Genomic DNA, 22,721 nt, shown 5'->3' with positions numbered 1-22,721 from the left:
CTCGCCTGACCGTCATGCCGACCTTCGCCGGCATGACCGCAAGAAAACCAAGAACAAACCTTCCGCAGCCAACCCACACTGCGGCAACCAACGGGGAACCCCTATGGAAAACGGCATCATCGGCAACGAGCACAACGCCATCGAGAACAGCGCCGAGCGCGCGACGCCCGCGATCCGCTTCGAAGCACTCGAACCACGCGTGTTGATGTCCGGCGACGTCAACCCCGCCGCCCTCTCCATCACGGGAACCCTGAATCAGCCCGGCCAGCAGAACCACTATCAGTTCACGGTGCAGGGCGAGAAGCATGTCGTATTCGACAGCCTCACGAACCGCAACGACATCAACTGGACGCTGACCGGCCCCAACGGCGCGGTGGCTCAACACCAGTTCTCCGACGATAACCAGCCCTTCCTCGATCTCGCGGCCGGCACTTACACCCTCACCGTCAACGGCACCAAGGATGCGACCGGCAGCTACGCCATGCGCATCGTCGACGCCAGCGCCGCCGCACCACTGACGCTGGACCAGAAAGTGTCGGACACACTGGTACAAGGCAATGAAATCAGCGTCTACCGTTTCGATGCGTCCGCGGGAGAAAAGCTCTACTTCAGCGCGGGTGGCGTACAGGGCGGCAACGTCAACTGGCGACTGATCGATCCCTACGGCCGGCAAGTCGGCGACGTCAACAACCTCAGCAGCGATTTCGGCACCTTCACTGCCACGAGCAACGGTGAATACCTGTTGCTGGTGGAAGGCGCGCAAAACAACACCACGCCGGTCAACTACGCCTTCACGCTGAACCAGATCAAGGACACGCAGGGCACCTTGGCGCTGGATCAGGCCACCAACGGCGCCATCACCCAACCGGGCCAGACCGCCAATTACAGCTTCACCCTGAACACTGCGACGACCGCGATCTTCGATCGACTGAGCAACGCCAATTTCAATTGGTCGCTGACCGGCCCTTACGGCCAGATCGTGCAGGGCCGTCATCTCAACCAGGAACAAGGCGACGCGCTGCATCTGGCCGCCGGCAGCTATACCTTGTCGATCAACTTCGATCAGGGGAGCCAGGGCAATTACGCATTCCGTCTCCTCACCGCCACGCAAGCGCTGACGCCCAATACCGCCACCAGCGGCAGTCTCGACAACCCGGTCGGTTCGCACCTTTACAAGGTGTCGCTCACGGCAGGGCAGAAGCTGTATTTGAGCAGCCAGCCGCCAACGGGTGGCCCAATGACTTGGCGTTTGCTCGATCCGTATGGCGTGCAAGTCGCCACCAGCCCCTTGGGACAGAACAACCCTCCCTTCACGGTGGCCGCCGACGGCGATTATTGGCTGGTGCTCCAAGGCGCGAACGGCAATGCGCCGACGGCGACGGTGAGCTACGGCTTCCAGCTCAACATCGTGCCGGATATCACGGCCGCCTTGAGCCTGAACGCGACCACCAGCGGCACGATCGCATTGGCGGGCCAATCGACGGTCTACAGCTTTCATCTGGCTGCCGCCACCCACCTGGCCTTCGACAGTCAAAGCGCACTCGGCAACATCACATGGTCGCTCAGCGGTCCCGCAGGACAAGTGATCCAGAGCCGTCGATTGACCCAAAGCGACGGTGCCAACTACTACAGCGTGATCGACGCGCCAGCCGGCGATTACACGCTCACCGTGCAAGGTGACGGCAACGCCACCGGTGCCTATGCGTTCGCCTTGAACGATCTGGCCAATGCGACCGGCTTGACTCAGGGCAAAGCCGTCAGCGGCTCGCTGAGCCCCGGCAACGGCTCGGCTGCGTACCGTTTCACCGCCAACGCCGGCGACAACGTCAAGCTGCACAGCATCAGCGTCAGCGGTGGCACCGCAACGTGGCGCATCGTCGATCGCTTCGGCCGCGATGTGGCCGGTGCCGGCGCCAGTGCCGGCAATCTCGCCGGCGACAGCAATGTCATCAGCCTTACGGCGGGTGGCAGCTACACGCTGCTGATCGAAGGCGCCGTGGACAATACGGCCGCCGTGAATTACCAGGTGGAACTGGATACCACGGGCAACATCGCACCCGCGCCCCTGCCGGCCGGTGATGCCTTGTCGTTGGGCAGCGTCACGGCCGGCTCGCTGGCCACTTGGGATGCCACCAAGACCTACCGCTTCACGCTGAGCAACGCCAGTCAATTGCTGCTCGACGCCACGTCGCGCAGCAGCGCGGTGTGGACGCTGATCGGCCCGCGCGGCACCGAACTCAGTCAACAGCAGTTCTCCGGCGGCTCGATCCTGAGCTTGCCCGCCGGCGACTATGCGCTGACGCTGCAAGGCGCACAGGCATCGTGGTCCTACTCGGGCAACGGCGCCTACTCGTTCCGCGTGGTGGATGTCGCCACCCTGCCCTTGCTGTCATTGGGCCAGGCCACCACCGCGAGCCGCTCGCCGGCCAGCGCCACGCTGGCCTATCGCGTGCAAGCCAGCGCGGGCAGCAAGCTGGTGCTCAACGCCACGCAAGTCTGGAATTCGCACTGGGATTTGCTCGACGCCTACGGCCATGTCTTGCCCGCCCAGCAGGACGACACGACCGGCACCGTGTATGCCATCCCCGCCGACGGCACCTACATCCTGCGCAGCATCGGCAATCCCGGCGATGTCAGCGGCTCACGCACCGATACCTTCACGCTGAGCAAGGAGGACGTGACCACCGCGCCGCTCGGCCTCAACAACCTCGTCAGCGGCAGTTTGGCCGGCCGCCAGAGCCTGGCCGAATACAGCTTTACGCTGGACCAGCCGCAGGCCATCGTGTTCGATGCGGCGAAGAACGCAGGCATCGGCGTGCCACCGGGGAACTTGCAGTGGCAACTGCGTTTCAGTAACGGCCAAAACACGGGTTGGCAAGGTTTCGGCAGTAAGGTGCAGTCGCTGCCCGCCGGTCGCTACACCTTGCTCGTGCGCAACACGCTCGACCAGCTCACCAACTTCGCATTCCGTGTCAGCAACCGCGATACCGCGCAGCCGCTCACGCTCGATACGCAAACGCAGGCATCGGTGGCGAGCGATCGATCGACGCTCTACCGTTTCAGCGCTCATGCCGGCGACAACTGCTATATGCAGCTCGCCTCCGCCAATAGCCCGTTCAATACGCAATGGACGTTGGTCGGTCCGGACGGCAACGCCATCGCCGCGGGCAGCACGGCGTATTACGGCTCGCGTCCCAGCGTCGTGCTTCCCAGCACCGGCGAATACCTGCTGGTGCTCTCGCCGAGCAGTTGGTCTTCCAATGGCGTGCCATCCACGACGATTCCCTTCACCCTGGGCCATCGCGTGACCACCAACGCGCCACTGAGTCTGGGCGCGGACATCAGCGGCACGATCGCGCAGCCCGGCCAGACCATCCGATACAGCTTCACGCTCACTGCGCCGGCTAGCTTGCTGATGGATCCGGCAGCGGTCGGAAACAACATGGTGTGGAGCCTCAACGGTCCGAGTGGCGCGGTGGTCTCGTCCATGGCCTTCAGTAACGGCGTCATGCCGCTACAGCTGCCTGCCGGCACCTATGTGCTGAACGTGGGCTACAACGACCTGTCCACCGGCCAATTCGCTTTCGCGCTCAGCGACCTCGCCGCGATGTCGCCGTTGGCGTTCGATCAGCAGACCACGGCCTCGTTCGCGCCCGGCTCGAAGCAGCCGGCTTACCTGTTCACCGTTCCGGCCGACGGCGACTACCGCGTGGAATTGCCGCCGAATGCACCGGCCGTGCAATGGAACATCGAGTCCAGCCTGGGGCGCTACATCAACGGCTCCCAGAGCATGAACGACGCCACGGCGCCCCTGCATCTCGCCGCGGGCCAATACCTGCTGACTTGGACGTATCCCTTTTCCAATCAGATTGCCGTGCCGTTCACGTTGCGGCACGTCGTCACGAATACCCAGCCGCTGACCTTGGGCACGGTCGTCAATGGCAGCATTGCCAGCGTGGCGCAACGTCAGGAATACGACTTCAGCGTCACGGCGCCCATGCAAGTGCTGTTCAATAGCCTCAGCGCGCGCACCGATATCACCTGGCAGCTCATCGGTCCCGGGGGCAATGTCGTCAACGATACCGCCTTGGGCAAGGGATCGAGCGATCCCATCACGCTGAGCACCATCGGCAACTACCGCCTGGTGATCTCGCCGCTTGCACAGGCTACCGGCAACTTTGCCTTCAATCTTCTCGATCTCGCGCAAGCACCGGCTTTGCCGGCAGGCGCCGCGGGCACCACGCAATCGATCAAGCTCAGTCCCGGCAATGCCGCCGTCGCCTATGCGCTCGACGTGCATGCCGGCGATTACCTCAACCTGCACATCGGCAGCCTCAGCGGCGGCAAGGCCACGCTGCAGATCGTCGACGCGGCAGGCAACATCGTCCTCGCCACGACCTCGCTCACCGGCACCGATCGCTTCAGAATGACCTGGCCGCACGACGGACGCTACCGGTTGATCATCCGTGGTGATATCGCCAACACCACTGAAACGGACATCGGATTCGATGCCGTACAAGGCACGCCAAAGCGCGCCACGCTGAGCCTGGGCAGCGACGTGCAAGGCAGCACGAGCACGGTCGGGCTCCCTGATGTCTATCGCTTTACCGTCAACGCGCCAACCTCTGTCATCGTCGATGGCCTAAGCGGCCTCGACCAACATTGGACCCTTCGCGCCTCCGATGGCAGCGTCGTGGCTAGCGGCCAACTGGGCACGATCAATCTGCAACGGCTTGCCGCGGACGCCTATACGCTGGAGATCGAAGCCGGCAGCGCGAATGCACTTGGGGCCTATGGCTTGTGCGTGGTGGATCTCGCCAATGGCATCAACCTGCCATTGGCACAGGCCACGCAGGGCAGCATCGCCGACGGCCACGCGCTGATCTATCGCGTCGCGGCCAGCGCAGACCAGTCCGCCTTGCAATTGCAGGTAACCGCTTCCGCCAATGCGGGGGCATCGATTCGCGTGTTCGACGCAACCGGCAATCTGGTGGCATCGGGCAACAATGCGTTGGCGGCCACCACGATCGCCAACGGCATCAGCACCGGCATCGCACGCTACATCGTCATCGACGGCGGCAGCGCGGCCACTTATACGCTCACCGCCACGCAAACGATCGTGCCGCCGACGGCGCCGTTGAACCTCGGCGCGACGTTCAACGGCACGCTCGCCTCCACCGGCGACAGCAAGACTTATCGCATCACCGTGGGCTATGGCCAGTTGCTGCCCACCGCGCAACTGCTGCGCGATCTGGGCTCCACTTCGGTTCATTGGCGACTGACCGCTGCCAACGCGACGACACTGGCGCCGTGGCAGGACCAGAATCCCGCCTATTACCAAGCGCTCATCGGCGCCGGCGATTACGACCTCACCATCGCCGCCACCGCAGACCATGCCAGCTACGCCTTGCAGTCGGTCGACAGTGCGCAAGCGCCGTTCATCGGGGCCCCCGTCAGCGGCACGCTGGCCGCCGGGCAGCAAGCAGTCGTCTATCGCTACGCCCAGGATCTGCCCGGCGCCCTACACGTCAACCTCAGCGGCGCCGACAGCTGGACGCTTTATGACGCGCACGGCACGCAGCTGGCGAGCGGACCAGCCGGCACGCCGGCCGATACCTCATGGCTCAATACGGGCAGCTATATGCTGCTGGTGAATCGCGCTGCGTCCACCAGCAGCGTGAACTACACGCTCGACGTGCAACACGCGCCCTTGCCGCTCGCACCGCTGAACACGCCGATCAGCGGCAGCTTCAGCAGTAGCCAGACGCTCATCGCGTACCGCGTCGAACTGCCGATCGCCACGCAGATACAACTGCACAACGCCAGTTCCGATCCCGGTGTCCAATGGAGCATCACGGCGGTTGGCGACACGCCCAACTGGAACGCCGTCCCCACCATCGACCCTCAACCGCAGGCGTATGACGCGGGCGAATACCAGCTGTGGGTCAAGGGCGACGGCACCGCTGCGAAGAACTACGCGCTGCAGCTGTTGAATCTCAGCAGCGCCCCTGCGTTGTCGAGCACCGCCACCACAGGAAGCTTGAGCAGCGGACATACCGCTGCCGTCTACAGCGTCGTGCTCGCTCATGACGCGGCTTTGCATTTGAACTTCGGCGTCAGCAACAGCCAGTTGCTGCGCTGGAGCCTGCAAGATAGCAATGGGAACGCGGTAGCCCATAGCCTCAATGGCGCCAACGCCGACACGGCGCCGTTGCACAGTGGCCGCTATGCCCTGGTGCTCGACGGATTGGCATCCGCAGGCACCGCCAGCGATATCGCCTATGCGATCAGCGCCACGCCGTTTACCGCTCCTGCTTGCGCGCTGGGGCAAGCGCTGAACGGCAATCTGGATAGCGGCACCGGCCAAGGCGGCTACCATCTGAGCCTGCCCAATGGCGGGCGAGTCTTGCTGGTGCACGCCCCCTATGGCGGCGTGAATGCGTCCATCCTTCAGCCCGCGCGGCAATTGCATCGCGACTCGACCGGCACGCTATACCAACTGCCGGCAGGCGAATACGACATCGCCCTGAACGGGAACACCGGCGCCGCCTACCAATGCGCGCCGTTCGACTTCGACAACGCGCCGGCCTTGCCGGCAGGCACCTCGACGCCGGCACAGCTGGCCGCGGGACAGTTCGCCGCCTTGTACAGCTTCAGCAGCGACGGCGTAGCGCCGCTGACCTTCGGCGCAGCCACACCCTCCGGCGATGGTCTGTCTTGGGTGGTGTACGACGCCAATGGCAATCAAGTCGCCAACAGCAACGGCAACGCCTCTGCGACGAAGCTGCTCGCGTCCGGCAACTACCGGCTGATGGTGTATCGCTCCGGGCAGAGCATGGATGCCCTGCCCTACACGACTACGCTGAACCCGGTCAGCGTACCCAGTACCGCGCTGACGCTCGGTGCCACGCAGACGCTGAGCCTCGATCCGGCCACGGCCAATGTGGCCGATTACACCTTCACGCTAGCGACGGCGCACCGCCTGGTGCTCGTGGAGCCCGACGGCAATACGCCGCCTATCGGCTACACCATCGTAGATGCGCACGGCAACGTGGTCGCCGGCAGCGGAACGGGCGGTCAGTCTGCCAGCCCCCGCGACTTCGTCTTTGGTGGCCACAAGACCCTGTCGCTGCCTGCCGGCAGCTACACGCTGCGTTTCCAGGGGCGCGATAGTCGTCCCATGTTCGCGGCACGGCCATCGGGAGGCGGTGGCGGCTCATCGGGCGTGTCGACCCATTTCAGCCTGGTCGACATCGACGCCGGCGCGACGCTGGCCGTCGGCACGCCGGCTTCCGTGTCGCTCGCCTCGCGCAACGACGTGCAAAGCCTGCATCTGGCGGCACAAGCCGGCGACAGCTTGAATCTCACCTGCACGGCAAGCAACGGCAATACCGACACCCTCGGTCTGAGCTGGATGGTCGTCGATCAGGACGGCAACATCCTGACCCAAGGCCAGGGCAATCGAGCAGGACTGTCGGCTTCGATCACGCTGAAGCGAGCGGGCAGCTATACCGTCGTCGTCTTCAATGCCAACGAAGCGCTGACCGCATCGTTCAGCGCGGCGTTGCAGAGCCACACCGATATTGCGCCTATCGATACCGCCGCCCTCACGGTGGGGCAGGACACCAAGCTGACGCTCGCCGCCGGTGCCGCCAAGCGCTACACCTTCAGTCTGGCCAGTGCATCCTTGCTTGCCGTCAACGGCAGTGCCACGCAGCCTGGTACGCAATGGCAATTGCGTGATGCCAATGGTCTCGTCGCGAGCGGCGATTTCAACCTTGGCCAGAATTTCGTCAGCCAGGCACCGCTTGCGGCCGGTGATTACAGCCTGCTGCTCAGCGGCCCTCAAGCCCAAGGCAGCGCCTCGAGCGATCTCGATGTCGACGTCATCACCCAGGCACAAGCGACGACGCTTGCCAGCGGCACGGTGGATGTGCCGGCAACGCAAGGCATTTACGCGCTCCCGGTCAGCGCGGGGCAGGACTACTGCTTCAGCAGCGCCTTTGCGCTGAACTACTCGATCTACCGGCAGGATCTCACGCGTGTCGCCCTGAGCTTCGACCAAGGCGTCGCCACGGCTCACGCCGACGGCAGCGGCACCTGGTATGTGGTGTTCAACCAGAGCACAGCCAACGGCTTCCTGCACATCGTCACGCCGAGTACGTTGACACTGGGCCAGACGATCAACGGATCGATCGCGCATGGCGGCGCGGACGTTTACACCCTGCAGGTCAAGAGCGATCAATGGGTCTATTTGGCGGTGCCGCCAGCGCAGTCCGATGTGAGGCTGAGCCTGCACGGCCAAGGCATGGCGCCGATCACCGTGTCCAGCGGCGATGACCCCCGGCCTGTGTTGCTGCATGCAGGCAGCTATTCCGTAGTCATCGGCAATCCGGCCCAGAACACGCCCACCCGCCCCGCAGCGCTCATGGCTGCCGGGCCCGGCCACGACGCGCCGCCGGTCGCCTACACCCTGCTGTTGAACGCGCTGGACAGCACGACTCCCCAGCTCACGCTCGATACCGCCACCCCGCTGTCATTCAACGCATTGGGAACGGCCGCCTTCCGCTTCAACGGCAAGGCCGGACAACAGCTGTACTACGCATCGCTGGACGGTGTGGATAATCAGGCCAGCTGGGCTCTTTACGATGCCAATGGCCGCGTGGTCTACAGCGGCGCATCCAACGACACCGATAGGCTTGCGCCATTGCCGGCAGACGGCACGTATTACATGGTCTGGAGCATCGACCCGACCATTCCTACCAGCGGTTACGGTTTCCGCTTCAACACCACGCCGCCGCAGACCGTCGCCCCGATCACGCTGGGTACGCCGGTCACGCTCAATGCCGGTGCAACCGCCACCACCTCGCTTTACGGCTTCACGCTGAATGCACCGGCACGCCTGTTGTTGAACGCGTCCAGCAGCGCAGTAGGATACGGCTGGCAATTGACCGGCCCTGGCGTCACCCAAAGCGGAACGATCAACCCGGGCGATTCGCCGCTGCAATTCGTCGAACTGCCGGCGGGCACTTATCAGTTCAGCGCCCGCCCCAACAGCAACAGCAGCGGCTCGCTGTCCTTCCAGTTCATCGATACGGCGACCGCGAGTCCCATCGCGCTCGATACGCCGTTCAACGACAGCTTCGTGCCCGGCGCCACCAAGCTCTATCGCTTCGACGGCATCGGCGGCCAGACGCTGCATTTCGCACCGGGCAATATGGGCACGCTGAGCGGCAGCTGGACGCTGTACGCGCCGAACGGCCTGCTCGTCAACACCACCTCGTTCACCAATGGCGTATTCGGGAGTGTCCCCGACATCGGCTTGCCTAATACTGGCCGCTATCTGTGGGCCTGGACCAGCACGGCGACTTCGAGCACCGCACCGATCGCGGTGCAGTTCTCGCTCGGCAGCCAAACCCAAAGCCAAGGTCAGGCTTTCGGCACGCTGCACAATGTCTCTTGGACCGGCCAAAGCTACGCCTTCCATCTATCCGCGCCCACTCATCTGCTGATCAATATCAGTCAGCTGAACAACGGCCAGATGACCTGGTCTATCAGCAGCCACGGGCAGGAGATCACGCGCGGCTATGTTGGTTACGCACAAGACACCGTGGTCGAACTGCCCGCCGGCGATTACCAGTTCAACGCGCTCCCCGTCGACCACAACACGAACTGGAACGACTATTACAACGGCAGCTTGCGCCTGCTCGATCTCGGCACCGCCAATGCCTTGACCTTGGGCACGCCCGTCACCGGCAGCGACAGCCTCGGCAGCGCCGATCTCTATAGCTTCCATGCGAATGCCGGCGATACGGTGACGCTGGCCAGCAGCGACACCCCCTTCAGCTGGTCGATCTACGACGAATTCGGCCGGCTCGTGCAGCGGGTGCAGAACGCAGGCTCGATGAGCAATCTGCCGCGCACCGGTTTGTATTACCTGGTGCGTGACACCAGCCCCGACGGCACCACGACGGCTCATTCGTACGGCTTTACCGTCACCACGTCGCACGTGCTGACGCCAGTCGCGATCGGGCAGTCCGTCACGGCTACGCTTTCCAATGGCTATGCCAGTTACGGCCTGACCGTCCAGCAGGGCACCAAGCTGTGGCTCGACACGATCGATTTCAACCCGAGCGTGCGCGCCGATATCTACGATGCGCAGGGCTTGCTGGTCTACTCCGCCAATCCCACCGATCAGCACTGGCCGATCAACCTGCCTGCGGCCGGCACCTATACGCTGAAGTTCAGCGACACCTACGGTGCCACGCAGACACGCTCGTTCGGCTTCGTGTTGACCGATCTCGCGACGGCCGCGGCACTGACGCCGGACACGGTGATCCATGGCAGCGTCAGCGCCAGCAAGGGCGTGAGCGTGTACCAGCTGAACATGGCGCAGCCGGGCAACTTCGCGCTCAAGGGCCTGGGCGACTATTACGCCAACCGCAGCTTCTCCTGGTATCTGGTCACGAGCTACGGCAAGACCGTCGCGACGGGCCAGTTCAGCGACGGCATCGGCTCATTGCCGCTGGATGCGGGCAATTATTATCTGGTGGTCGCGGCGCCTTACAGCGGCGCCAGTACCCTCAATTACAGCTACGCCGTCGATACATCGCTGCTGCCTTTGTCCACGGACAAACTCATCAGCGGCACGTTGCCCGCTGGCCTCCCGGTGCGCTACACGCTGCATCTGGACGCGCCCGGCGTGTTGACCTTCCACAGCCCGGCCCAGTCCAACAACCAATGGCGATTGGACGGGCCTGGCGGCAAGGTGTTCGATCAGTCGATGTCGAACGACCAGTCGAATCAAACCGGCTTGTTCGCGGCCGGCGACTATGTCCTGACGATCTCGAACGGCAACGCCACCACGCCAGCCCCTTTCAGCTTCTGCGTCCTCGACCAGAATGCGGCGACTCCGCTGAGCGTCAACACGCCGGTGCATACCAGCGTGACCGACGCGCGCGGCATGCAGCTGTACACCATCGATGCCGTCGCAGGCACCCACTACTACCTCGACACCTTGCCCGGCACGCCCTCCGCGAACTTCGGCGCGGTGCCTAATTGGATGCTGCTCGATCCGCAAGGACGAGCCGTGTTCAATCTGCAATCGATGGGTGGCCTGCAAGGACCAGGCGGCCAGTACAGCTTCCAAGGCCAAGGTGGCTTCGACCTGGGCCAATTGGCACTAGGAGGCAAGTACACGCTGGTTCTGGTCAACCCCAACGGCAACACCGGCACGCCCGTCGATGTGGCCTTCAACCTGCTCACGGTGCAAGACCCGCCGACGGTGGTCTTGAATTCGCTCGTCGCCACGCCTGCGCCCGCGCTCTCGGTCACCTCGCTCAACGTCACGCCCAATACCGGCGTGCAGACGGGCCAGACGGTCAGCGTGCAGTGGGTGGACAACAACCGCGGCACGCTGGCGACGTCGGGCAACTGGAACGACCGCATCATCGTGCGCAACACCGCCACCGGCGTGATCGTGGCGGATATCACCGTGCCGTACAACGTGGCCGATAGCGGCAACGGTGCGATCGACATCAACGGCGCGCGCAGTCGCCAGCAGCAGATCCGTCTGCCCGATGGCACGAGCGCGGCGGGCACGCTCAGCGTGACCGTCGTCGCCGACTCGGACAACTTGTTCAAGGAAAACGGCGGCACCACCGCCACCGCTACGCTCGACGTCAAGCTCGCGCCCTACCCCGATCTCACGGTTCAGAACTTCACGCTGCAGCCGGCAAGCAATTTCCAGCCGGGACAGAGCGTCACTGCCACCTGGACCACGCTCAACAAGGGCAATGCCGACGTCACGGCACCCTGGAGCGAAACGCTGCAAGTCACCAACGTCACCACCGGCAAGGTGGTGGCATCGATGACCTTGCGCGATGCGCAAGGCACGCTCGCCGCGAACGGCACGCGCGCGCGCAGCACCACCTTCACCTGGCCGAGTGGGATCGATGCGTCGGGCAACTTCGCGATCAAACTGATCGCGGACAGCCTCAATGAAATTGCCGAAGCCAATGCGGTCAAGACCGACAACACGGCAGAGATCGATGAGGCGGTCGGTCCCGCGCTGCAGGTGAAGAATCTGCAAGTCACCAGCAGCACGATTCGCGCGGGCGGACTGGTCACCATCACCTGGGAAGACTGGAACATGGGCGGCAGCGCCACCGGTGCGCCGTTCAACGATCGCATCCAGGTGACGCGCGCCGACAACGGCATGGCGCTGCTCAACACGAGCGTCGTCTACGACCCTGCCGCCATCACCGGCGGTCAGCTCAACGGCGCGATCGCGGCGGGCGACCATCGTCTGCGCAGCTTCACCTTCCGTCTGCCCGACGGCCTGGCGGGTGCCGGCAATCTCGGCATCACCGTCACCGCCGACAGCAACGAGGCGGGCGTACAGCAGCTGTTCGAAACCAGCGTGCAGAACGGCACCGCGACGACGCCGGTGGTGTCGGCCACCACGCCTTATGCCGACCTGAAGATCGGCAACGTCAGCGTGCCGCCGACGGGCGTGGGCGGACAGCCGCTCACCATCGGCTGGACGGTCACCAACAACGGCCAGGCCTCGACCGGCGATGCGTGGAGCGACGTCATCATGCTCGGCACCGCCGCCACGCCGGGCAGCAACGACATCGTGCTCGGCACCGTGCGTCATAACGGCTCGCTCGCGGTCGGCCAGGGGTATACGCAAACGGCCGCGGTGAATCTGCCGCTGCTCAACGACGGTCACTATTACATCTACGTCGTCAGCGATGCGAAGAACGAGGTGCTGGAGCCCGACACCCGCGTCGATAGCACCAGCGCGATCAACCCGATAGCGATCGCAGCGGCGTATTCCGATCTCAGCCTCACCGACGTAAGCGTGCCCGCGGGCGTGCAGAGCGGCGACAGCATCAAGGTGAGCTGGACGGTGAAGAACACCGGCAACGCGCCAACCAGTTCGCCGATCTGGAACGATCGCATCGTGCTGGCGAAGAACAGCACGCCGTCGCCGGACGATATCGTGCTGGCCGGCGCCATCACGCACACGGGTACGCTCACCAATGGCGACAGCTATACCGGCACCGCGACGCTGACCCTGCCGCGCGATCTGATCGGCGATTACACCATCCTGGTCTACAGCAACAGCGACGGCTCCGTCGCCGAAAACGGCCACACCTCGGACAACCTGCGCGCCAGCAGCCTCATGCATATCGCGCTCTCGCCGGTGCCGAACCTTACCGTCACCAGTGTCTCCGGCCCGGCCGCAGTGCGACCGGGCGACGCGATCACCGTGAGCTATACCGCCAACAACACCGGCAACGCCGCCACGACCGGTGCCTGGCGCGATCGCATCTATCTGGATGCGGGCAACGGCCAGCTGATCGAAGTCGCCAACCAGCTTTACACCGACGGCATTGCAGCGAACGCCAGCGTCAATCGCAGCGTGACGTTCACGCTGCCGCCCGGCTTTGCCGAAGGCACGTACACCTTCGTCGTGCGCGCCAATGCCGACGGCACCGTCTACGAACGCGGCAGTACCGATCACGATATCGGTCGCGGCAACACGGTGACGGTGGCCAAGCCCTATCTCGCCGTCACCAACGTCACGGGCCCCGGTGCTACCGTGCAATCCGGCAGCAATCTGCACGTGCAGTGGAGCGTGACCAACAACGGCGCGATCGCCACGGGCAATTGGGTCGATCGCGTCTACCTGATCCACGACGGTCAGCAGCAACAGATCGCGGAAATCGCCCACAGCGGCCCGCTCGCCGCAAACGGCAACTACACCGCTTCCACCGATTACGCGCTGCCGCTCGACGCCCACGGTGAATACGAGATCCTCGTCGTCGCCGATGCGGCGCACGCCTTGGACGAGCATGCGTTCGACAAGAACAGCTCACAAGCGACGACGACTATCGCGCTGGCGCCGTATGCGGATCTCGCCGTCAGCGCCGTCACGGCACCCCCCCAGGTGATTGCCGATCCCGCCAGTATGGACGTGAGCTGGACGGTCACCAACACGGGTACTGGCGCGGGCACCAGCACGCACTGGGTCGATCGCGTGGTGCTGACCACGCACGACGCCCCCGGCAATAGCGACGACATCGTGCTGGGCGAGCTCGCGCATGACGGCGCGCTGGCGCAAGGTGCCAACTACACCGGTCAACTGCACGTCATGCTGCCGCCCGGCTTCAGCGGCCGCTATAAGCTGTTCGTGATCAGCGACGCCGCCAAGCAGGTGTTCCAGAACGGCCTGACCGCCGTCAACACGGCACAGGCCACGCACACCGTCGACGTGATGCCCAAGCCTTATGCCGATCTGCAAGTGCAAACGGTGACCACGCAAGGCAGCGCCAGCAGCGGTCAGCCGCTGACGGTGAACTGGACCGTGGTCAATCACGGCATCGGCATCACCGACAACGGCGAATGGTCCGACCAGGTGTGGCTGAGCAGCGATGCCGCCGGCAGCAACGTGATCGCGCAGCTCGGCAGCGCCGACCATATCGGCCAATTGCCTGCGAACGGCAGCTACGCGCGCAGCATGACGGTGATGGTGCCCAACGGGTTGCAAGGCACGTACTACGTCAACGTGCGCACCGCCGCATCGGGCATGCCGTACGAGTTCATTTACGGCAACGACAATGTAGGCCATGTCGCCGTGCCGGTGACGCTGTCGCCCTCGCCCGATCTCGCGGTGAAGTCGATCACGCTCCCGCCGAACGCGGTGGAAGGCTCGCTCATCGACGTATCGTGGACGGTCGTCAATCAAGGCCAGGCTGCGGCCACCGGCCCTTGGAACGATGCCTTGAAACTGGTGCCCATCGACGGCAAGGGCGCCGCGATCGATCTGGGCAGTTTCGCCTACGACCAGACCCTGGCCCCGGGCATCACCTACACGCACACGAAGCAAGTGCGTCTGCCCATGCATTTGATGGGTGAATACCGCCTCCAGGTCATCGCCAACGCCGATGGTTCGGTGTACGAAGATTCGGCTGTCCGCAACGACGCCACGCTCACGAGCAGCACCACCTGCACCGTCGCCCTGCAGCCGCGTCCGGATCTGATCGTCAGCAAGGTCACCCTGCCCGATCACGTGAAAGCCGGCACCCACGTCGGCATTCAATACACCGTGCAGAACACCGGCAGCGTGCCGGCCACGGGCCACTGGCAGGACAAGGTGTATCTGTCGCAGAGCGGCCAGCTGGACGCCACCGCGCAACTCGTCGGCGCGTTCGACAACGCCAGTGCGCTGGGCAGCACCGAGAGCTACAGCAACGTCACCGCCAGCATCGACGTACCGATCACCTTCGCCGGCGACTACTATCTGATCGTGGTGGCGAACGGCAACAGCGCCGTCGATACCTTCCCGAACCAGAGCAACAACACCAAGGCGGCGCATTTCACCGTCGACCCGGTACCGTTCGCGGATCTGTTCGCCAGCAATGTCACGGCGCCCGATCAGGTGGTGCACGGCGCCAGCATCAACGTCGGCTACAAAGTGACGAATCTGGGCAGCGCACCCACGCGCGGCTTGACCGCCGACGTCGACAGCTGGACCGATACGGTCTGGCTGGCGAAAGACCCGCGCCGTCCGGGCGCCTACAAGGGCGACGTGCTGCTCGGCTCCACCACGCACACGGGTAATCTCAATGTCGGCGACAGCTACCTGGGCAATCTGCAAGTCACGATTCCCGACGGCACGCTGAGCGGCCAGTATTACCTGACCGTCTGGAGCAACAGCTACGGCACCATCCTGCAAGACGAGCTGGCGACCAACAAGAATCCGGACGATCCCACCCAGCTCAACAACGACAACTACAAGGCACGCAAGATCAGCGTGCTGGGCGTCACGCCGCCCGATCTGGAAGTGACGCAAGTGACCGCACCGGCGAACGTCGACGCCGGCGGCAATGTGAGCTTCAGCTACACCGTGCAGAACCAGGGCGACGCGTTCACCGGCAACTGGACCGATACGGTCTACGTCGCCGACAACGCGGACCTCAGCCAGGCCCGCCATGTGTGGAAGCTGGGCGACTACACCCAGAGCAGCACGCTCAACAACGGCCAGAGCTACACGGTCAACCAGACCGTGCAGTTGGCGCCGGACATTACCGGCCGCTACGTGATCGTGCAGACCGACAGCGGCGGGCTGATGGCCCGTGCGCCCGAACCGATCCTCATGCGCAGCAAGGCCGCTGCCAGCAACGTCACGACGCATCCGGCGAATCTGCAAGTGAGCGCCGTGCAATGCCAGCCGCAGAACTATTCCGGCGAAACCACGCAAATCAGCTGGACCGTGACCAACAAGGGCGAAACAGTATGGCCGGGCAGCGCCGGCTGGGTGGATTCGGTGTACATCAGCGCCGATCCCACCTTCATCCCGAGCCGCGCGACGGCACTGGGCGCCTTCACCCACGCCAACACCAACGGCCTCGCCGCGGGCGCCGCCTACACCGCGACCGCCAACGTGCAACTGCCGCCGGGCACCGGCGGCACGTATTACATCTATGTGGTCGCCGACAGCAATTACAACGGCGACGGCCTGAGCGCTCCCGAACCGTTGTCGAGCCCGCACGCCGACGATCACAACAACACCGCCAATAGCGGCGAACTCGATTACTACAGCCGCCATGCCTATGAGGGCAGCAACACCACCGGGCGTATCGGTAGCCGCGCGTTGAACGTCACCTACCGCGAAGCCGATCTGCAGATCCAGAAGGTGACGATTTCCAACGCGACGCCGAAGTCGGGCGATCTCGTCACCCTGACCTGGACCGTCACCAACACCGGCACGCGTGCGACGCGCGCCACCGGCTGGAATGACGGCGTGTACCTGTCGACCGACAACTCGCTGGCAACGGGCGATTACCCGCTGATCGAAGGCAGCCTCTACGACAACCCCGCGCGTGTGCAACACATCGCGATCACCGACGCGAACGGTCAGCCGCGCTACCTGCAGCCGGGCGAGTCGTACACGCAAAGCGCCACGTTCCACATCCCGCAATCGATCAGCGGCAACTTCTACGTGCTGGTGAAAACCGACACCACGACGGTCAAGGACTGGAACGGTGGCTCGCCCAGCGCGATCCGCCAAGGGCTCGACGTGGTCAGCGGCAGCGGCCAAGGCGCGGTGCCGGTCTATCAAGGCACCGGCGCCAATCGCGTGTACTCCGTGCCGATCACCGTCACGCAGGTCACGCCGCCTTATCTGCAAGTGAGCGGCGTCACCGCACCGCAAGCGGTCACCGCGGGCCAAAGCTTTACCGTCAACTACCACGTCACCAACAACGGCGGCACGACGCCCGACGATCAGGGTCAGTGGTACGACATGGTCTACCTGTCGCGCGATCGCACGCTGGATCTGCAGCACGACCGTTACCTGGGCTATCTGAGCCATAGCGGCGGCTTGGCTGCCAATGCCGGTTACGACGGCCAGTTCGCCGTCACCGCGCCGAAGGATCTCGATGGTCCTTACTACGTGTTCGTCGTCACGGATCCCGCCAACGTGTTCGGCAGCGGCCCGAACGGGCACGTGCTGGAATTCCGCAGCGACAAGAACAACGAAACCGCCGCTGCGCAGCCGATGCTGATCAACGCGCCGCCGCCCGCGAATCTGGTGGTGGGCAACGTCACCGTGCCGCCGACGGCGAAGGTGGGCGACCCCATCACCGTCACCTACAACGTCAGCAACAACTCGACCAACCCCGCCACAGGCGGCTGGACCGATGCGGTCTATCTCTCGCAGAACAACACCTGGAGCGTGGGCGACATCCTGCTCGGCAAGGTGGTGCACAACGGGGACGTCGCCGCGCAAGCCGGCTACACCGGCACGCTCACTGCGCAGTTGCCGCCGCTGAAGGACGGCAACTGGCGCATCATCGTGCGTCCGGACATCTACGAAGAAACCGGCACGCCGAAGTCGCTGACCGCTTCCGCAGCCACCGTCCAGACGCAAGTGCCCGCACTCGCGGTCGCGAGCCCGTTGCAAACCACGCTCTCCAACGGCGACGTGCAGCTGTACAAGGTCAGTGTCGCGGCCGGCCAGACGCTGCGCGTGATGCTGGGTGCGCAGGAAGACAGCGGCGACAACGAGCTGTACATCCGCTACGGCGACGTGCCCACGACATTCGCCTACGACGCGGCGTACAGCAACGCCTCCGCCGCCAACCAGCAAGTGGTGATCCCCAGCACGCAAGCGGGCGATTACTACATCCTGGTGCGCTCGCGCAGCGGCAAGAACGTGCCGACCACCTTGCGCGCCGACCTGCTGCCGCTGTCGATCACGCAAGTGACGCCCGACACCGGCGGCGTCAGCGACGATGCGCATCGCTGGGTGACGCTGGACATCTACGGCGCCAGCTTCCAGCCCGGCGCGATCGTGAAGCTCTCGCGCCCCGGCGTGTTCGAAGCCGAACCCGCTCGTTGGCAGGTGCTCGACGCCACGCACATCCGCGCCATCTTCGACACGCGCCAGTTCCCGCTGGGCCTGTACGACGTCAGCGTCACCAATCCGGACGGCAAGAGCGTCACCGAAGCGAACCGCTACCTGGTGCAGCGTGGCATCGAAGACGACGTCACCATCGGCATCGGCGGTCCGCGCTCGCTCAATCCGGGCGATGCCGGCACCTATAGCGTGACGCTGCAAAGCCTCACCAACGTCGACACGCCGTACGTGCGCTTCGACATCGGTGCGGTGGAGATGGGCTACAACAAGTATTTGCTGGACAGCCTCAGCCTGCCTTATGCGGTGTTCGGCTCGAACGTGGGCGGCATGCCGTTCGGCAATATCGACAACGCACCGGCCAATACGCAGGGCTACGGCCAGACGCCGGGCACACAGGCTAGAGCGGATATTCCGTGGGCCTCGCTCGACGGCAGCGAAAATACGTCGGGTTACAACCTCGCACCGGGCTATGCCTTCGACGTCGCCGCCAAGGGCAACGTCGGCATGAGCTTCCGCCTGCAGACCTATCCGGGCTTGAGCGCGTGGCTGAACCACGACTTCGATGCCCTGCGCGATGCGCTGTACGCAACGCATCCGGACTGGAAGGCCAAGGGCCTGCTCGATGGCGGCGTGGGCGATCTGGACAAGGTCGCTCCGGGCCTCGCCGCGCGCTTCAACGATCCGGAGCAGCGCAAGCTCTCCAAGCTGGAGGCGATGTCCGAATCGTTCGAGACGAACGTGGTCGGCGCCGCCACCGCACTGACGCGCGATGAATTCATCGCCGAGCAGACCGCGTATGCGATGAAACTGCGCAGCGCGATCCTCGCCGATCAAAACGCGCCGAGCAGCCTGAGCGTGCTGGCCGCCGACGGGCAACAATGGGTGAACGGTTATCTGGCCGCGCTGGAAAAGGCGGGCCTGTTGCAGCCGGCCGATCAGGCGCCGCCGATCGCGACGAATCCGCAGGTGCTCAGCCTCAACGCCACCTTGGCGGCAGGCATCCTATTGTCGAAGGGCGGCGACAACTATCGCACGCAAGCCGACCTGCTCGGCTTCTTCGGCAAGGTGCAGCAGTGGTACGGCAACACCGCGACCTATGCGGGCGATCCCAACGCCGCCAAGGGTGCGATCGACCATTTCGAAACCCGCCAGGATGACGAGGGCGACACCGTCGACGTGCCGGTGCCGAAGCTCGCCAACGCCGCGGATTACGACCAGCATGCCGGACGCACGCTGCAGTTCGAAAACTTCCGCATCTTCGTGGGCGGCCAGGCCGAGTTGGAATACCTGCGCGCGCAAGGCCTGCTCGATCAGCAGTTCAATCCGCTGCCCGGCAAGAGCCTGAACCTCGCGCAATACCTGCAACTCGTCGCGCAGCAAAAGGGCGCGACCCAGGCGGCCATCAGCGTGCAAGGACCGCAAGGCAATGCGGTGGCAAGCGACGGCAGCGTCTACGTGCCGGCCGCGACGCCCCTGCCCTACAGCTTCGCTTTCAGCAATCCCGGTGCACAAGGCGTGGGCCAGATCCGCATCGTCACCCAGCTCGACGCGAACCTCGATCCGCGTTCGCTGCGCTTGGGCGACCTCAAGATCGGCGACATCAACATCCATCTGCCGGCCGATCGCGCGAACTTCCAGAGCGATTTCGATTTCACCGCGACCAAGGGCTACATCCTGCGCGTCAGCGCGGGCATCGACGTCGCTTCGCATATCGCCACCTGGCTGTTGCAGGCGATCGACCCCGCTACCGGCGACGTGATGCAGGACGTCACGCATGCGCTGCTCGCGCCGGTCGCCGGCCAGAGCGCTGCGCAAGGCGGTTTCGTCAGCTTCACGGTGGCGGCAATGGCCGGCGCCACCAGCGGCGCGAAGATCACCAGCCAGGCGCGCATCCTCTTCGACGACGCCCCGCCGATCGACAGCACGCCGGTGACCACCACGCTCGATGCGAAGGCGCCGACCACCACCGTCACGGTCACGTCGCTGAGCAATAACGGCTACGACGTGAAGTGGAACGCGCAAAGCGACGCCAGCGGCGTTCGCTTCGTCACGGTCTATGTCGCCACCAATGGCGGCGACTTCAAGATCTGGCAGCGCCAGGTGGATCCGAGCATCAATGAGGCCGTCTTTACCGGCGTTGCAGGCAACCACTACGAGTTCCTCGCTGTCGCCACCGACAACGCGGGCAACCGTGAAGCGGCCAATGTCACCAACGCCGTGCTGCCCGATGATGGCGCGCGACAGAAGGTGCTCGATGGTCTGGGCGTCACGCCGACGCTCGATCAAACCGCGCAAACGCCGCAGGCACCGCAGGATCGCCAGTACAACAGCAACGCGCTGTTCCAGCAGGCAGCGCAGTTGTTGCCGGGCAATGTCGCCCCCAACAACGCGGGCGATCTCACCAACGTACTGGCGCCGTTCAGCGCACGCGGCTTTGCCGATGGTTTCGGCACCGGCAACGCCGATATTGGCGCGATGGCTTTGGTGCAGCTATCGGATGGATCGCTCTTGGTCAGCGCGGGTACGCAGCGCAATGCCGTGTACCGCTACGCCAAGGACGGCGGCCACAGCGCGACGCCCTTGTTCACACTGGACAGTCCGGTGCTGGATATGGCCATCGACAAGCTGGGTCAGCTGTGGGTAATGACCGGCAACGAACTGCTGCAAGTGGACGCGAACAGCGGCGCGGTGCTGCGCCGCCTGCAAGGTCCGAGCGGCCAGCCTTTGACGCATGCCCTGGCGATTCAACCGACCACCGGCGACATTTACGTCTCCGACGGCAGCGGTATCGAGGTGTTCCATCCCAACGCCACCGATCCCGCCCAGCAATGGCAGCACTTCAGCAACACACGCGTGTCGTCGCTGGCCTTCGGGCCGGATGGACGCCTATGGGGCGTGAAGTGGAGCGGCAGCGACATCACCGCCGCCGATCCGAACGGCACGACGGACATCGTCAGCTTCCCGATGAGCGGCGCCACCTTGGGTGGCGCTGAGCTGGAATACCGCATCAACGGCGTGGTCGACCACCTTGCCTTCGGCCAAAGCGGCTCGTTGCTCGACGGCCTGTTGATCGCGACGGGCGGCTTAAGCCAGCACGTGCAAATCAACGGCGTCGCCGACACCACGCACGGCTCCGCCGTGTGGATGATCGAGCTGCAATCGCGCCGCGTACTGCAGGTGGCGAGCGGCGGCACGCAAGGCGAAGGTGTGATCACCACGGCCGATGGCCGCATCCTCGTCGCACAGACCAACCACGTCGACGAACTTGCACCCGCGCGCGCACCCAAGGTGCTCGCCACCAGCGTGCCTGACGGTTCGCTGGTGCCGCTGCCGCTCAACCAGATCGCGGTGCAGTTCGATCAGGACATGTGGCAAGGCACGGCGCCGGATGGCTCGAGCGTGCTCGATCCGTCCAACTACGTGCTGCAGTCCAGCGATGCGGGCGCGAAAGCGATCGCGCCCAACGGCATCCGCTGGGATGCCGCCACGCACACCGCCTACCTCGACGTCGGCGGCCTGCCGGCAGGCCACTACCAGCTCACCATCAGCGGCAACCTGCGCAGTGCGACGTCTTTGCGCATCGGCCAGGACAGCATCACCGGCTTCACCGCCCTGCTCGACCTGAGCACGCACGTGCAGCTGCATTTCAGCAACACCCGAGCCGACGACAGCACAGGCGCGGTGAGCTACGACGTCAGCGTCACCAATACCGGCGCCGACGATCTGCACGGACCGTTGATGTTGCTGCTGGATCCGGGCGCTTATTTCGGCAGCACGATTGCCGGCGCCAAGCCAGGCACAGGCGATCAGTCCGATCTGTGGGTGCTCGATCTGACCGGCGCGTTGAGCAACGGCAAGCTTGCCGCGGGCGCGACGCTCACGAACCAGACGATCACCGTAGTGCCTGCCAGCCACTTCGGCGCGAGCGGATTGGCGGACCTGGCGAAGTTCAACCTCGGCCACGGCATTTATGCCGTGCCGACGGCCGATCTGCCTCCGGCCATCACGCCGGTGGGCAGCAGCGATACGCCGACCACGTTTGCACAAGCCGCCACGATCGGCCAAGCGTGGACGACGCAAGTCGAAGCGATCGACAACAACAGCAGCGCGATCTACTGGCAGGTCGTGCAAGCGCCGGCAGGCTTGACGCTGATTGCGCCGAGCAGCGTGACGGTCGACGCGGCCGGCAAACATCACGCTGTCGCCACGCTGAACTGGACGCCGGGAGCAAACGCCGCAGCCGATAGCACGGTGGTGCTGCGCGTGGTCAATGCCAGCGGCAGCGTGACCT

The 22,721-nt window shown here is 64.5% G+C and carries 1 protein-coding gene (only partly in view); it reads left to right on the top strand.

Features of this window, described 5'->3' with window-relative positions; all coding sequences use genetic code 11:
- Positions 1 to 103 precede the first annotated feature (103 nt).
- Positions 104 to 22,721, top strand: the 5' portion of a protein-coding gene (locus D7S89_RS01920) for a pesticin C-terminus-like muramidase (RefSeq protein ID WP_121275081.1). 13,976 nt of this gene lie beyond the right edge of the window; the window shows 22,618 of its 36,594 coding nt (coding positions 1–22,618); its start codon is at positions 104 to 106; its stop codon lies beyond the right edge, outside the window.

Source organism: Trinickia fusca, assembly GCF_003628145.1.
Taxonomy (GTDB): domain Bacteria; phylum Pseudomonadota; class Gammaproteobacteria; order Burkholderiales; family Burkholderiaceae; genus Trinickia; species Trinickia fusca.
The sequence above is the reverse complement of the archived record's forward strand: the minus strand, read 5'-3'. Positions and strand labels throughout refer to the sequence as shown.